The 12887-nt window shown below is 66.2% G+C and carries 9 protein-coding genes; 6 read left to right on the top strand and 3 right to left on the bottom strand.

What is annotated here, in order from left to right:
- Window positions 1-123: 123 nt before the first annotated feature.
- Window positions 124-588, top strand: coding sequence for a MarR family winged helix-turn-helix transcriptional regulator (locus NDW01_RS26175; protein WP_252824813.1), 465 nt, complete (start codon window positions 124-126; stop codon window positions 586-588).
- Window positions 589-1141: 553 nt separating this feature from the next.
- Here the strand turns inward: NDW01_RS26175 and NDW01_RS26170 are convergent.
- Entirely contained in the window at window positions 1142-2215 is a 1074-nt protein-coding gene (locus tag NDW01_RS26170) for a lipocalin family protein (protein ID WP_252824811.1), read from the bottom strand.
- 432 nt (window positions 2216-2647) lie between these two features.
- Between NDW01_RS26170 and NDW01_RS26165 the strand changes: the two genes are divergently transcribed.
- Both NDW01_RS26165 and NDW01_RS26160 read left to right on the top strand, forming a co-directional pair.
- A complete protein-coding gene (locus NDW01_RS26165; protein WP_252824808.1) occupies window positions 2648-3226 on the top strand; it encodes a TetR/AcrR family transcriptional regulator in 579 nt (192 codons plus the stop codon).
- A 15-nt stretch (window positions 3227-3241) separates the two neighbouring features.
- On the top strand, window positions 3242-4222 hold the full coding sequence (locus tag NDW01_RS26160; protein WP_252824806.1) for a PQQ-like beta-propeller repeat protein: 981 nt from the start codon (window positions 3242-3244) through the stop codon (window positions 4220-4222).
- Window positions 4223-4722: 500 nt separating this feature from the next.
- Here NDW01_RS26160 and NDW01_RS26155 read toward each other — a convergent pair whose 3' ends face one another.
- The gene (locus NDW01_RS26155) at window positions 4723-5319 is read right to left on the bottom strand and encodes a GNAT family N-acetyltransferase (RefSeq protein WP_252824803.1); all 597 of its coding nucleotides are present in this window, start codon (window positions 5317-5319) and stop codon (window positions 4723-4725) included.
- Window positions 5320-5958: 639 nt separating this feature from the next.
- On the bottom strand, window positions 5959-6933 hold the full coding sequence (locus NDW01_RS26150; RefSeq protein ID WP_252824800.1) for a helix-turn-helix domain-containing protein: 975 nt from the start codon (window positions 6931-6933) through the stop codon (window positions 5959-5961).
- A 159-nt stretch (window positions 6934-7092) separates the two neighbouring features.
- On the opposite strand from NDW01_RS26150, the gene NDW01_RS26145 reads away from it, so the two are divergent.
- The 3 genes from NDW01_RS26145 (at window position 7093) to NDW01_RS26135 (ending at window position 12875) form a co-directional block, all read left to right on the top strand.
- Window positions 7093-7623: a hypothetical protein gene (locus NDW01_RS26145; protein WP_252824798.1), complete on the top strand. Its 531-nt coding sequence runs from the start codon at window positions 7093-7095 to the stop codon at window positions 7621-7623.
- A 390-nt stretch (window positions 7624-8013) separates the two neighbouring features.
- Window positions 8014-11640 (top strand): WD40 repeat domain-containing serine/threonine protein kinase, encoded by a 3627-nt coding sequence (locus NDW01_RS26140; RefSeq protein ID WP_252824795.1) that lies wholly within the window; start codon window positions 8014-8016, stop codon window positions 11638-11640.
- A 20-nt stretch (window positions 11641-11660) separates the two neighbouring features.
- Window positions 11661-12875 carry an FHA domain-containing serine/threonine-protein kinase gene (locus tag NDW01_RS26135; RefSeq protein WP_252824793.1) on the top strand — a complete coding sequence of 405 codons (1215 nt, stop codon included), beginning with the start codon at window positions 11661-11663 and terminating at the stop codon, window positions 12873-12875.
- Window positions 12876-12887 lie beyond the last annotated feature (12 nt).

Here is a 12887-nt window from a genome sequence, read left to right as displayed (position 1 = left end):
GGTTTCCTCATCCGTGAGTCGGGGTGATTGCCCGCAAGTAGCGCCGCGGCCTTCGGGCCAGGGGCGTGCTCACAGTTCGATACTATCAAGTGATAGCTATCGGGCAATAGATATCCTCACGGCATGAGCGATGTCAAAGCCGCCAGCCTCCACGAGCTGGCCGATCTGGTCTTCGCCGTGGGGCGGCAGCTGCGGCCCCCGGCCGATCCCGCCTTCGAGCCGTGCACGCCCATCGAGATCAGCGTCATGCGGTTCATCCACCACAACCCCGGCACCTCTGCGCGAGCCGCGTCGGAGGCGACCCTGCTTCCGTCGAGCAACTTCAGCCGGGTACTGCGCGGCCTGGAGAAGAGGGGCCTCGTGGACCGCGTCGTGGACGACCGCAACGCCCGAGCTGTACGTCTGTACCCCACCGAGAAGGCCGACCAGAATCTCCAGTACCTCCGCGACAACTGGGACAGGACCCTCCAGGGCATCGTCGACGACCCCGACACCATCGAGATCGTCAACGCCACTCTCCGGCGCATCGAGGACGAGCTCATAGCCCGCCGCCGTGGCACGGACGACCAGCGCCCCCAATCCGACTAGCCCCAGGTCGCAGCTCGTCGCCCGGGATCAGGGCCCCACGATCGTGCCTCCGACCTGCTAGGCCCCCAAGATCGACTGCTTGGCGTTGATGGCTGTACCGCTACTACTCAACCCCGGCGTGTACCCGTGTTCGCGCAACGTGTCGAGCTGCAGCTGGGGGTTCTGGTCCCGGGCCGAGATCCGGCAGTACGCGATCGTGCGCCCACTCATGAACGCCGCGGCCCGACGGGACGGACGTGCAGGGTTCTCGGCCGCAGGCCACGTGGGCCGCGCCGCGGTGGTGACGTGGCGGCGTCGGCACGCGGGTCCCGGATCGGCACATCCTGGCCACCGCCCGGCATCGGCGCCATCGGGCCGACGCCGGCCCCGGCCTGGCCGACGCTGTCATTCCCCTCGATCATGGTCATGGCTTCGAATCCCCCCGAATTCGATGGGCGATCTCCCTGGTCGATCATCTACCCGCCAAGATCATTTCCACGCCTGGAGGGATATCCCCCTGATGGCCCCGGCGCCACCCTCATGGGGCGGTGCCGGGGCCATTGACCGATCGACGCTACTTTCCGGCGAGTTCGATGTAGGTGGTGCCGGTGACCGGGCGGTGGTCGTAGGTGCCGGTGACGGCGGCGCTGCCTTCGTAGCCGGGTCCGGGGACCAGCATTTCCTGGTTCTTGGCGTAGACGGTGACGTTCAGCTTGGCGTGTTCGCCGGGGATGCTGACCTTCCAGCGAGTGGGGTAGCTCTTGCCGCTGGTCGGGCTGGTCCAGCGGGTGGACTCGTCGGGGGTGAGGGTCGCCTCGGTGACGGTCTGGGTACCGTCGGGCTTCACGATGGTCGCGAAGTTGTTCGTCTTGTCGCCGTACTTCTGGTTCCAGACGCTGACCTTCTCGCCGTTGGACAGGTCGAGGTTCATCCAGGACCAGGAGGCGCTGCCGGTGCTGAGGTCGGGCAGGGGTCCCCACTGGCGGTCCAGCCAGGACTGGCCGCGGAGCTTCTCGGTCCGGCCGTTGAGGGTGAGGGTCCCGGAGGTCTCCACGGTGGGCAGGGCGTATTCGTAGTTGGAGTATTTCGCCTCACCGAACATGGGGAAGTAGCCCGTCCCCAGGTTGTAAAGGACGCTTCCGCGGGGGCGCAGCGTGGCGTCGATGGTTCCCTCGGGGACCTTGGCGTGCAGCTTCATCTCCTTGGCGTCGCCGGTCCAGGTGAGGTTGTCGGTGTGGATGTCCACGCCCTGCTTATCGGACAGGCCCTTGCCGAAGGGGAGGGGGATCTCCGACCTCGTGTACCAGCCGGTGTCCTCGTTGACCACCGACACCCTCGAGATGGCGCCACCCTGCTTGCCGAGGCCGCCGTTGCGGTAGTGGCCCAGGAAGCCGTACCGGTGGCCCCCTGCACTCACGTGCGCGGTCAGGTACCAGGACTGGTCGGGCTGGTCGGGGTCGTAGGTGAGGTTCGCGGCGGGATCGACCAGGACCGGGACACTGGTCTCGGACAGCCCCTTCTGGGGCGCGGTGGGGTGCGCTGCGGACGAGTCGGCGGTCGTCGCCGTAGCCGTTCCTCCCGAGGGAAGGGTGAGTGAGGCGATGAGCGCGGCGGCGATGCCGGCCGCGCCGACGGTGGTCTTACGCATAGTGGCTCCTTGTGAGGTCCCCTGAACCGGTGGAGCCCGAATGCCTACGAAATGGTTTCGTACTATCCGAGGTCACAATGCCGGGTGGAAGGAAACCTGCAGTGCGGGCGAGCGGATACTCCACCCGGGGTGTGTGGATGGCTTCGTCAGGGCGCCCTGTGAGCGACCCGGGATTAAATCCTACATGTGTAGGATTACCTCTTGCTCGCTCCGTGTCAAGCGAGGTTCAGGCAGGAGGGGCTGCACCGATCCGCGATGTGGTGCTGACCTAGCGGTGCTCAGCTGCGAAGATCGTGACGGCTACGCTGGTCCTACTGTCGGGCAGGCGCCTGCGCAGCCGGCTGAGGAGGATGGTTGGGAGACGAGCCGAGTACCACCCGACGCCCGGGCCGTCCCAGGGCGGATTCCAGTGCGGTGCCCGCGGAACGGGACGTGCTGCAGCGGGGCCTGGAGGCGTTCGCGACGCTCGGATACGACCGGGCGTCGGCGCGGGAGCTCGCGCGCCGTCTCGGGGTCGGACCCACCTTCATCAACGACCGCTACGGTTCCAAGGCGGCTTACTGGCGTGCGGTGGTGGATGCCGCGCTCGGCGCTCAACTCAGGGACATGGCGCCACCGGCTCCCGGGAGTGACGACGCGGACGTGGTGCGGCAGTTCGTCATGGAGTTCTACCGGGTCAGCATCGACGAGCCGTACCTGGCCATGTTGATGACTGATGAGTCCGCACGAGAGACCGAGCGGCTCGACTACCTCTACGAGCGTTACATCGAGCCGACGCTCGCCCTCGTCCTGCCCAGCATCGAGAGGCTGATGGCGTCGGGAGGCATGACTCGGGTCCCGACGGACATCGTGTTCTTCGCCATCATCGCTCCCGTGTCGGGACTGGTCCGTGACCCTCTCGCGCGGCGCCTTGGCAGCCCCGAACGCATGCAGCACGCGGACCGCCTTGCCCGGGCGGAGACCCTGGCAAAACTGGTGGTGGACGGTCTCCTGGCACCAAAGCACCAGTGACCCGCTGGAAATGAGGTGAGAGACGCGTGCGCGGGGCGCGATCAGGGAGCTGATCGCCCGGGTGTCAGACGCGGACGACGCGTGGTGACCGAAGGTGAATTCGGTGATGTGCTCTCCGGCCTGAATCCCGCGACCGGCGCGCGACGCTGGAGATGGACCGCCCCCGACAAGCCGGTGATCGGCGCGGTCGCCCAAGGCCGCAACACGCTCTACGCGGCCACCGATACCCGGCTCTACGCGCTCAAGGACACCACCAGGAAGCGGCTGTGGTCCGCAGAGGCGCCCTTCACCCTGTTCAACGTGGTGGACACGGCTGTGGCGGGCTGGGCCGATGACGGTGCCGGCTCCTCGAATCTGATGTGCCTGGATCGGGCCACCGGCCACCGGCGATGGATACGCGGCTCCGGTGCCGGCGACATCACCTGGATCAGCGTCTCCGACACGACCGTCACCTTCAGAGAGGGCGCGGAGACCACCACCCCGAACGTCTGCGCCATCGACATGGTCACAGGCAAGCAGCGCTGGCAGTACGCCTCTGGCAGACTCCTCGGCCAGCCGCTCGCCACCAACGACGCCGTGTACGTGGGCGGTCAGGAAGGCACACCGTTCTACGCGCTCGACGCCAGAACCGGTCAGGTCCGCTGGAAGACCGCCTTCGGACAGAGCGACGCGGCACCGGTAGCGGATCACTCGGCGGTGTATGTCATCGACGCCGGCGGCAACACACTGCACGCCCTGGACGTCACCGACGGCCACGAACGCTGGAGATTCGACGGCGGGACCTTCCAGGGCGTGTGCGGCCGGTTCGATGGCGTCGTCTACCTGACCGGTTACTACGGCATGACCTACGCCCTGCACGCCGAAACCGGACGCCTGCTGTGGAGCTACCACGCCACCAAACCGCAGCAGGTCATCACCACCGGCGACGGCACCCTCATCCTCACCTGCTCCACCGCCATCGGCAAGAACACCCTCTACGGCCTACGGGCCACATGACGAACCGGTCGAGAACCGCCACGTGGTCCTCCGCGAATAGTCCAGAGCCCTTCTTCACAGCGGTATCAGGAGGGATCCAGCGGGTCTTCCGCTCGGCTCACGGATGAGCAGCGGCAGGCCGAGGCCCCGATGGCCGCAGTCGACCGACGACCGTGCCGTGTGAGCCTGGCAGTGCGCAGGCGCACCGGCGGGACCTCACCGACTGATTCCCCCTCTGCGTGATCGGGCTCTTGGCCGTGACCGTAAGAAGCAAGCAACGTTTGTGCGTTGGTTTGAGCGACGGCCATGGTGACGAGGGGAGTGATCGCGGTGAGATTGAACGACGGTGCTGTGGCCGGATAGCTAAAGGGCAAGAGCATCACTAAGACCGCAATGTTGTCGAGCGCTGCTTCAACGAACTCGGGCAATGGCGCGGCCATCGCGCGGCGTAGCGACAAGACTTGCCGCAACTATCACGCCGCGCTCTATCTGGCCGCGAGACCTGTACTGGCTCAACAGCCCTAGGCACTCCGGCGCAGGTCCCGCACTTCCGGGAGCTGTTGGAAACCGGCCGACCGATAGGTGGCGACGGCTCCGGCGTTGGAGCTCTGGGTGCAGACGATCGCGCTCGACGAGCCCATCTCCTGGAGGGCGGCCGCAGCGGCGACGGCGATCGCTGTGCCGTAACCGTGGCCGCGATGTTCGCGGTGCACACCCAGCGGTTCGAGCAACCCGGGTTTTCCCGGGCCGGCCGACCACACGGTCGTGGCCGCCACCGCGTCGCCCTGTTCGTCGTACGCGGCCGAACACCGGGCATCGGCGTACGGCAGTCCGGCGGCCATCGTGTGCCAGCGCTCGTCGGTGAACGTCGACCGGTCGAACGCCGCGCGCTGAACCGCAGCCCGCACATGGGCCTGCTCAGGACCGATCACTTCGATCCGGACTCCACAGTCCTCCACTGGCTCGCGGAGGCCGCGTGACAGCGGGATCCACGGCTCGTCGGGCTCCCATCCGTCTTCCCGCAGCAACTCTTGGAACAGTCCGCCCCAGCGCGCTTCGACGTAGGCCCTGTCCTCCGGCAGAACGCCGCGTTCAGGCTGCGTCACGTCCTCAGCCATCTGCCGGGCCAGTTCATCGTCCTCTCAAGCCTCGGGCGCGACGGCCAGACGCACCAGCTCGGAATCCACAAGCCCGACTGCGAGAATCCGTCCGTCGCGGCCCCAGGTCCGCACCGCCGCGGCCGTCGTTTGGGAGCCGAACCGCCAGTGCCAGCCGAGGTCTCCCGGAATGCAACTGCATCGGCGCCCCGTCGTACTGCCACTTCCGCAGTGCGCGCACAGCCTCGCCCAGTTCGTCGACTCCCGGCGTCCTCAACACGATCGACATCCCCTGATCGAATACGGCCCCCACCCGACGCGTCGAACGGTTCAGCGACACGACCTAGCCGTTGCTGAAAACGGCAGCCTGACGATCAGGGAGGTTGCCCAGACTCATCGACAAACGGTGTCACTACACGCGGACGAAACCAGGGTCTCGACCCGCTCACCCAGCCCCGGGGTACGCACATCGACGCCTGGGGGACTGTACGGTTAGCTGGACAGACCCACGTCTGTGGTGCGAAGGCGCCGCGCTGTTTGACAGATGAGCAGGCTCGATGGTCGCCACCAATTCCGTGCCGATCGACATGGCGCAGAGGAGAAGCCGCGAACGGTGACGCCGGCGCGGTCGGCTTGGTGGGGCGGTAGGTTCACGCGCTGTCATGGCCCTGGCGGTGTCGGCGCTTGCCGTCGGCGGTGCTGACCTGGAGGAATCCCGTACGCCGCTTTGAACGCCCGGTTGAAGACGGCGGCGTCCCGGAATCCCCATCGTGCGCCCACGTCCGTGACGGTCCGGTTGATCAGCCGCGGGTCGGCCAGGTCGGTGCGACAGCGCTCCAGGCGCTGCCAGCGAATGAATTCACCGACGCTCTGCCCATCCTCGTGGAATAGGTGATGGAGGTACCGCACCGAAATATGATGTGCCGCAGCGATCATCGTGGGTGATAGGCGGGGGTCATGCAAATTTCCGAGTGCGAATGCCTTAACCTGCTGTAAGAGCGCCTGCTGTCGGGTCTGCGGAGGTATCAGATCTTCCGCGTCGGCCGCAAAGACGGTAGTCATTAGACCGATGATCACCGCTTCCAGGCGGGTGCATTCATCTGATGTCAATGTCTTGGCATGTTCGAGGGTCCCCTCCAGGAATCGGCTGAGGAGCGCTGCCGAGCCGCGCGTTGACGATATGGGCCGCGCCACTTGTGCTCGCAGCATCTGTTCGGGGAGGGGCAACGCTTTTCTAGGGAGCTGTAGCAGGACTGTGCGGCATGGGCTGCCTTGGTCCAGGATCTGCGATCGAAATGGGCGAGACGTGTCATAGAGAACCAGATCGCCGAGTGACGGCTCGGCACGGCTGCGGCTTTGCTCGACCCACATGGACCCTCTAGAGACCAGGGCCAACATCCACCGCTCTGGATCGGCTTGCCGGATCAACCGGGGAGTGCGCGTGGAGCCCATGTCATCGTACTCAAGCTCTGACACGTTCACGGACCCGAGCTGCAGGAGCTTTACGGACGCGTAGAAATTGGTTCGCCGGTCACTGTGGACGATGGTGGGGACGATCTCTTGAGCGGCCATATCGCACCACCAATCGAACCGTTCGGAAGTCGGTAGATCAAGACTGCACTGCTGCTCCAACATCGAAGTACCGCCCGTCGCTGTTGCTCTGAACATCAAAGACTCGTGCGCTCAGCGCCAATGACCTCCAGGTGACTTCCAGTAGACAATCAGAGTCATCTCACCAGATACATCGTGGGAAACTCTGAAGTTGGCGATATCGCCATGACCGAAAGGTGCGTAATGTCCGCCCGAAAAACAGTCATGCTAGCCGTTACGGCATTCGCCGGCGCCGGTCTGGTGCTGACCGGAACGGCTGCTGCCGCCCCCGCGGAAGTCGTAGCCTCGGCCCGCGGTACTCATCGGCCAGCGGCGGTCGTCGCTGCCATGATGGCGGCGACGGCACCGACCTACACCATTCCCGGCAAGTCGCAGCCGATCGCGTCGAATCAGCGGGGAGCGGCCGTTCATCCTGACGGGTTCGAACCTGCGTCCGTCGTCAAACGCGGCACCTGCAAGGGCTGGATCAACACGAAAAAGATCGGCGGCCGCTGGAATGCCCAAGGACTCGTTTACTCCTCGAGCACCTCATGCGGGATGAAACTGGAAAGGAGTCATAACGGCGGAAAATACAAACTTATCTCGAACTATTACCTAGTGAAAAATGGCGGCCAGGTAAACACTGGCTGGCACTATGACGGTCGCGGCTACAAAACGCGAGTATGCATCAACCTAAGGCGAGAGAGCTCCTGGCACTGTGGTAAGGGAATCTGACCGAACACCACGACCGCCACGGACCCGCGACACGCGTTCACCGGCCCTGCGTCGCTCCCCTGCGGCGCGGGGTTGGCCGCTGACCGGGCCTCCGGGCCGGGAGGTGACCGCTTGTCGTTCCGACCAGGGGGGTTTCGGCCCGTCAGGAACATCGGAACCGTCACTGGCGATACCCACAAGTAACCGAGGTGCTGTAGCGCCAGTGACGATTCCGCCTGCCTGCAGGCGGATCTTCGCTGAGCAGTCCTCGTCGAGCTCGACTCAAGCCGCTCGATCGACTTGGCGGACGGTATGGAGTCCATCGACGCGTCACCTTACTGATGGCTCCGATAGGTGCGTGCAGGGCACCTCGGTTGTCAAGTGGCCGGGCCATAACGCACAGTTGACGTTATGACGGTGGGGCAATGGCAGCGGGGACAAATCATCCTGGGGCTGTACGACGTCCTCGGCGTCGTCGAAGGCGGAATGGGGATGGTGTATCGCGTCCGGCATCGCGGCTGGAACACCGATCTTGCCGTCAAGGTGCCACGGCCCGAACTGGCGGACACAGGCGCGGCCCGCGCCGGTTTCGAGCGCGAGGCGGGTACCTGGGTCGGCATCAGACCGCATCCGCATGTTGTCGGCTGCGCCTATGTCCGCCGTATCGAGGACGTGCCTTGCGTGTTCGCCGAGTGGATCGCCGGGGGGACGCTCGCGGATGTCGTCCGCGACGGGCGGCTGTACGCGAGTGACGACGGGAGCAACGCCGGTGTCTTGGCCCGGATCCTGGACCTGGCGGTGCAGATCGCCTGGGGTATCGACCACGCGCACCGCCATGACCTCATTCACCAGGACGTCAAGCCTGCCAATGTCATGGTCGAGCTCGGCGCCGACTGGACGGCCAAGGTCACCGACTTTGGACTGGCTGGTGCTCGCGCGGTGGCCGGAGAGCGCACCACCGCTTCCACACGGCGTAGCCTGCTGGCCAGTTGGGGTGGGATGACACCGGCGTACTGCTCGCCGGAGCAGGCGGAGGCGGCTTCCGGCACGCAAGTCGCCCTCACCCGGGCCACCGATGTCTGGTCATGGGCGCTGTGCGTCCTGGAGATGTTCGCCGGCGGGCCGCCGTGCCGGTATGGGCAGTCCGCGCCCAAGGTATTCGCCGATTTCCTGGAGTCGGGGGGGCTGAGGTCCGGGGCGCCCTCGATGCCTCCTGCGCTCGCCGAGTTGCTGTGGCGGTGTTTCGAGGTCGATTCGGAGCAGCGTCCGCACCAACTGGACGAGCTGGCCTCGGCGGTGGCGGAGATCTATTCAGACGTCACCGCGACACCGTACCCGCTCGTCCGGCCGGAGGGCGCGAGCCTGCTCGCCGACGGCCTGTCCAACCAGGCGCTCTCCCTGCTCGACTTGGGCCGGGCTGACGAAGCGGGTCGGCTTTGGAGCAGGGCCAAGGACACGGATCCGCACCACCTGCCAACCGTCTACAACTGGGCTCTCTACCGCTGGCGGCAGGGCAGATTTTCCGACGAGGACGTCATCTCGGAGCTGCAAACGACGAAGGCGATCCTCGGTGAATCCGCCCAGGCGGATATTCTGCTCGGATTGGTGCACACCGAGCGTGGCGATGACGATGCGGCGCGCGCCCTGCTCGCCAACGCCCCGGACAGCCCCGAAACCGCGGCGGCGCGCGCCGAGTTGGCCCGCCGCGAGCCAACGCGCAGTCCCGAGCGGCTGCCTGGGCACCGTGGATCGGTGACCGCCGTCGCGGTCAATGAAGATGGCTCGGTGGTGCTCACCGGTGGCGAGGATGGGTTTCTTCGCGTGTGGGAGACGGCCCGGAACCACTGCCGGTGGCGGTTGTCCGCCCCTACCACGAAGGCCCCGGTATCCGTCTCCGCGGTCGCGATCAGCCCCGACGGACGCACTGGGCTTGTCGGACGCAGGGACGGCGTGGTCGAGCTGTGGGACCTCTCGTGCGGTGGTCTCCTGCGCACATTCGCGGGGGAGCCTGTTACGAGCGTTACCGCCCTCGCGTTGAACGGATCCGGCAGTGCCGCGGTCGCCCACCACGACGGACTACTCAAGATCTGGAGCGTACGTGGCGGACGCCTGCTGTGCAGCCTTGAACACCCGCCCCGGTCTCACCAGAAGCTGGACCAGGAGACTGGACGGGCGCTGCCACAGATCCACCACACGCCCGCGATCGTGACCGCCATCGCGCTATCCGAGGACGGAAACGTCGCGGTGTCGGCGGATCCGGACGAGGGCACCGTGGTGTCCTGGGATGTTCCCGCAGCCCGGCCGCTGCACCGGCTGGTCACATCCGCCGACCGGTATACGACAGGAATTGACCGCGTCGCCCTGAGCACGGACGGCGCCTATGCGTTGCTGGCCGGTTCCCTGATGCACGACGTGCACATCTGGGAGACCAGGACCGACCGGGTCCGCCGCACCGCGCCCAACCGGCTCGGGAAACGCTCTGAGGTCGTCCTCGACAGCGGTGCCCTTCTCGCCGCGGCCCTGAGCAAGGATGTCGGCCAGCCGCTGCGTATCTTCGATACACGCACCGGCCGCTGTCTGCGCACCATCGATACTCAGCTCATGACTGAACCCCAGGACGGCATGGTCGTCCCGCTCCGAGTCGGCCGTGTGGCCCTCAGCGGCGACGGCCGGGTTGCGGTCCTAGGTGATTCGTACGGCGGCATCCAGGTCCACCGTCTCGCTCCGACCGGCTTCCGCGCCGGATGGAACTACGCCAGGCCGCGCACCGCAGTCGCCATGACGAACAGCGAGACGAGGGTCAGACACCACGTCGACCGCGCCGGAGCACTGGCCGCGCAGGGCATGATCGCAGAGGCCAGCAAGGAACTGCGGTCCGCCCGCATGATCCCCGGCTTTGAACGCCACCCAGAACTGCGGGCCACGTGGGCACGCCTAGGCCGCCAAGCCGGCCGGCGTACCAATCTGCTTGCCATCTGGCAGCGGTACGACCTCAGTGGTGGCTTCGCCTTCACCCAGAGCGTCAGCCTCGGCATCAGCCATGACGCCGAACTGGCGCTCACCGGTGGCTCCGACGGACACGTCCACATGTGGGAGCTGCAGACCGGACAGCACCTGCACGTCTTCCCCGAGCGGGTGGCCAAAACACACACCGTACTGATCGCCGAGGACGGCAGGATCGCTGTCACCGCAGATTGGGGTGGGGCCGCACACCTGTGGGACCTGCAAACCGGCACCCGGCGCTGCCAGTTGTACGGTGACCACAGCCTGGTCAAGCGCGTTGCCATGGACCAGAGCGGCCAGTATGCACTGGTCGGCGACGAAGGCGGAGCGCTGTGCCTGTGGCGGCTGCGTCCAGGCGCCCATCATCGCGCGGGCGCGGAGAGCACCGGTCCTGCTCACCATGAGCGCACGATGGTGGCGCACGACGGCCCTGTGGGCCTGGTCCGGCTTAGCCGCGACGGCCGCTATGCCGCGTCGGCCGGGCTGCGGGACCGCACCGGTCGGCTGTGGACTACGCACACCGGACGTCCGAGGCTTACGTTCCCCTTAGACGTGGGCAATGCGGAGCTGAGGTTCAGCCCCGACGGTCGCCGATTGTTCGTCAATACTGGCAGCCAACTGTCGGCTTACGACGTGGAGGACCGGCGGCAGCTGTATGAGCGCACCACGCACGCTGAGGGGATGGCGCTGAGCGCGGATGGGCGGGTCGGCGTGTCCCAGGGCGTGCTTAAGGTCGAGGTGTGGGAGACGGAGACCGGCCGCACTATATGTGAACTGGCCGGGTTCAGTTCGGCATTCGATGTGAGTCCGGATGGAAACCACGTGGTCACAAGGGAGAATCGGGTTCTGAAGGTGTGGGACGTGCGGACGGGACAGTGCGCACACACGCTCGAAGGACATCCCGAGCGTGTCGCCTGGGTGATCTTCAGCCCGGACGGACGCAATTTGATCTCGGCGGACATGCGGCCAGCCGTTCGCCTGTGGGAGCTGGACTACGACTACGACTTCACGGCAGGGCAGGCCGGTGACCGATGAGGCCACGGGTAACCGTCGAGGTGCACACCGCCTCCTTCGTAGCCGAGTACGTCTTCGACCAGCAGGCGACCTGTTTGGTGGGCCGGTCGCAAGAGTGCGACATCAAGATCTCCGACCACCACCGCAGCGTGTCTCGGCGGCACTGCCGACTCACGGTCGATCCACCGCGGCTACAAGTGCGGGATCTAGGCAGCAGCTTCGGTACGCACGTCAACGGCCACCGGCTGGGCCGGCTTACCGAGTGGGTATTGACGGACGGAGACGAGGTCCGTATCGGAGACGTACGGCTGCGGATCGGCGTCATCGATACCGAGGACAATGTGACGGCGCCCGGTGAGGAACCGACGGCACCGGTGACGGCCCCGGGCTACGAGTTGCTCCGCGAACTGGGCCGTGGCTCCCAGGGGGTCGTCCACCTCGCACGCCACCTGGACTCCGGCCAGGTGGTAGCGCTGAAACGGATGTGGACCTTCGGACGTGTCGACGACAACGCGCGTTTCGCCTTCCGCCGCGAGGTCGAGGGTATCCGCGCCTTGCGACACCCGCACATCGTCAGGTTCCAGGAGGCCGGCGATGAGGACGATGCTTTGTATTTCGCCACGGAATACTGCGCCGAAGGCAACCTCGAACAGTTGGCCGCGCGGCATGGCGGCAAAATCCCGCGGGTCGATGCACTGGCTGTCGTGCGCCAAGTGCTGTCAGCCCTGTCGCACGCGCACCAGGCCATCCTCCCAGTCAGCCCGCAGCCGGACGGGGAGAACACCCATGCCCGCGGCCTGGTGCACCGCGACGTCAAGCCCGCCAACATCCTGCTGGCGGGTACGGGCCCAGAGGGCCGACCTCTGGTGAAGCTTGGGGACTTCGGCTTGGCCAAAGCGTTCGAGCGGGCGGGCCTGTCCGGCCACACTCGGACCGGTGCGCTCGGCGGCACGATTCCCTTCGCGCCCCGCGTCCAACTGGTGAGCTATAAGTACGTTGGTCCGGAGGTCGACATCTGGGCGACGGCGGCCTGCCTTTACTGGATGCTCACTGGCGCCACCCCACGCGACTTCCCGCTGGGCCGAGACCCGGTCGCCATCGCCTTGCGCGAGCCGGTGGTACGAATACGGGACCGCGACCCGTCAGTTCCGCCGCAGTTGGCGAAGGTGATCGACGAGGCCTTGACGGACACTCCCCGTATCACGGTTCGTACGGCGGACGAACTGGCCTTGGCCCTGCGGGACATCACCCTGTGAAAGCGCCGTCGC

It is taken from the genome of Actinoallomurus soli (genome assembly GCF_024055715.1).
GTDB lineage: Bacteria > Actinomycetota > Actinomycetes > Streptosporangiales > Streptosporangiaceae > Actinoallomurus > Actinoallomurus soli.
The sequence above is the reverse complement of the archived record's forward strand: the minus strand, read 5'-3'. Positions and strand labels throughout refer to the sequence as shown.

Excerpts from the sequence above, each read along its gene's own strand:
- NDW01_RS26175 (WP_252824813.1), top strand. The coding sequence starts at position 124 with ATGAGCGATGTCAAAGCCGCCAGCCTCCACGAGCTGGCCGATCTGGTC.
- NDW01_RS26170 (WP_252824811.1), bottom strand. The coding sequence starts at position 2,215 with ATGCGTAAGACCACCGTCGGCGCGGCCGGCATCGCCGCCGCGCTCATC.
- NDW01_RS26155 (WP_252824803.1), bottom strand. The coding sequence starts at position 5,319 with ATGGCTGAGGACGTGACGCAGCCTGAACGCGGCGTTCTGCCGGAGGAC.
- NDW01_RS26150 (WP_252824800.1), bottom strand. The coding sequence starts at position 6,933 with ATGTTGGAGCAGCAGTGCAGTCTTGATCTACCGACTTCCGAACGGTTC.
- NDW01_RS26145 (WP_252824798.1), top strand. The coding sequence starts at position 7,093 with ATGTCCGCCCGAAAAACAGTCATGCTAGCCGTTACGGCATTCGCCGGC.
- NDW01_RS26140 (WP_252824795.1), top strand. The coding sequence starts at position 8,014 with ATGACGGTGGGGCAATGGCAGCGGGGACAAATCATCCTGGGGCTGTAC.